Genomic DNA, 516 nt, shown 5'->3' with positions numbered 1-516 from the left:
AACAAGGAACAGGTATTGGATAGTTTAAATGCTAAAAAATACCGCAAAGTTAATCTGCACTTCTCATACATAGGTGTGACAAAATATTACACAGAGTTAGATTGTAATTGCCATAATAATGACGAAAGTAAATAAGTACTTAATAAGATTAACGGACAATCTTGATAAAGCACGATTTATAATATTTTTAAACTTATAGAGGAAATATCATGCGTAATACATTATTGATTGCAGCAGTAGCATCAGGTCTGGCACTTAGCGGTTGTACGACTGATCCAAACACTGGACAGCAACGTTTGAACAAAGCGGCTCTAGGTGGTTTGGTTGGTGCAGCAGGTGGTGCAACTATCTCAAAAGCAACAGGCGGCGACAAAACTGGTCGTGATGCTGCTATCGGTGCTGCATTGGGTGCTGGCGTTGGTTACTATATGGAGCGTCAAGCTCGTCAGCTTGAGCAGCAAATGGCTGGTACAGGCGTGACTGTTAACCAAAACCCAACCACTGGTAACATTGACC

Annotated in this window: 1 protein-coding gene; it reads left to right on the top strand. The window is 41.3% G+C overall.

Features of this window, described 5'->3' with window-relative positions; all coding sequences use genetic code 11:
* Positions 1 to 209 precede the first annotated feature (209 nt).
* Positions 210 to 516: YMGG-like glycine zipper-containing protein (locus ACS8FC_RS20905; protein WP_439298192.1), on the top strand; the 307-nt coding region annotated here is incomplete at its 3' end.

It is taken from the genome of Psychrobacter sp. 1Y4 (genome assembly GCF_051847555.1).
Note: the sequence above shows the minus strand (reverse complement) of the source record. Positions and strands in the feature narration are given on the sequence as shown.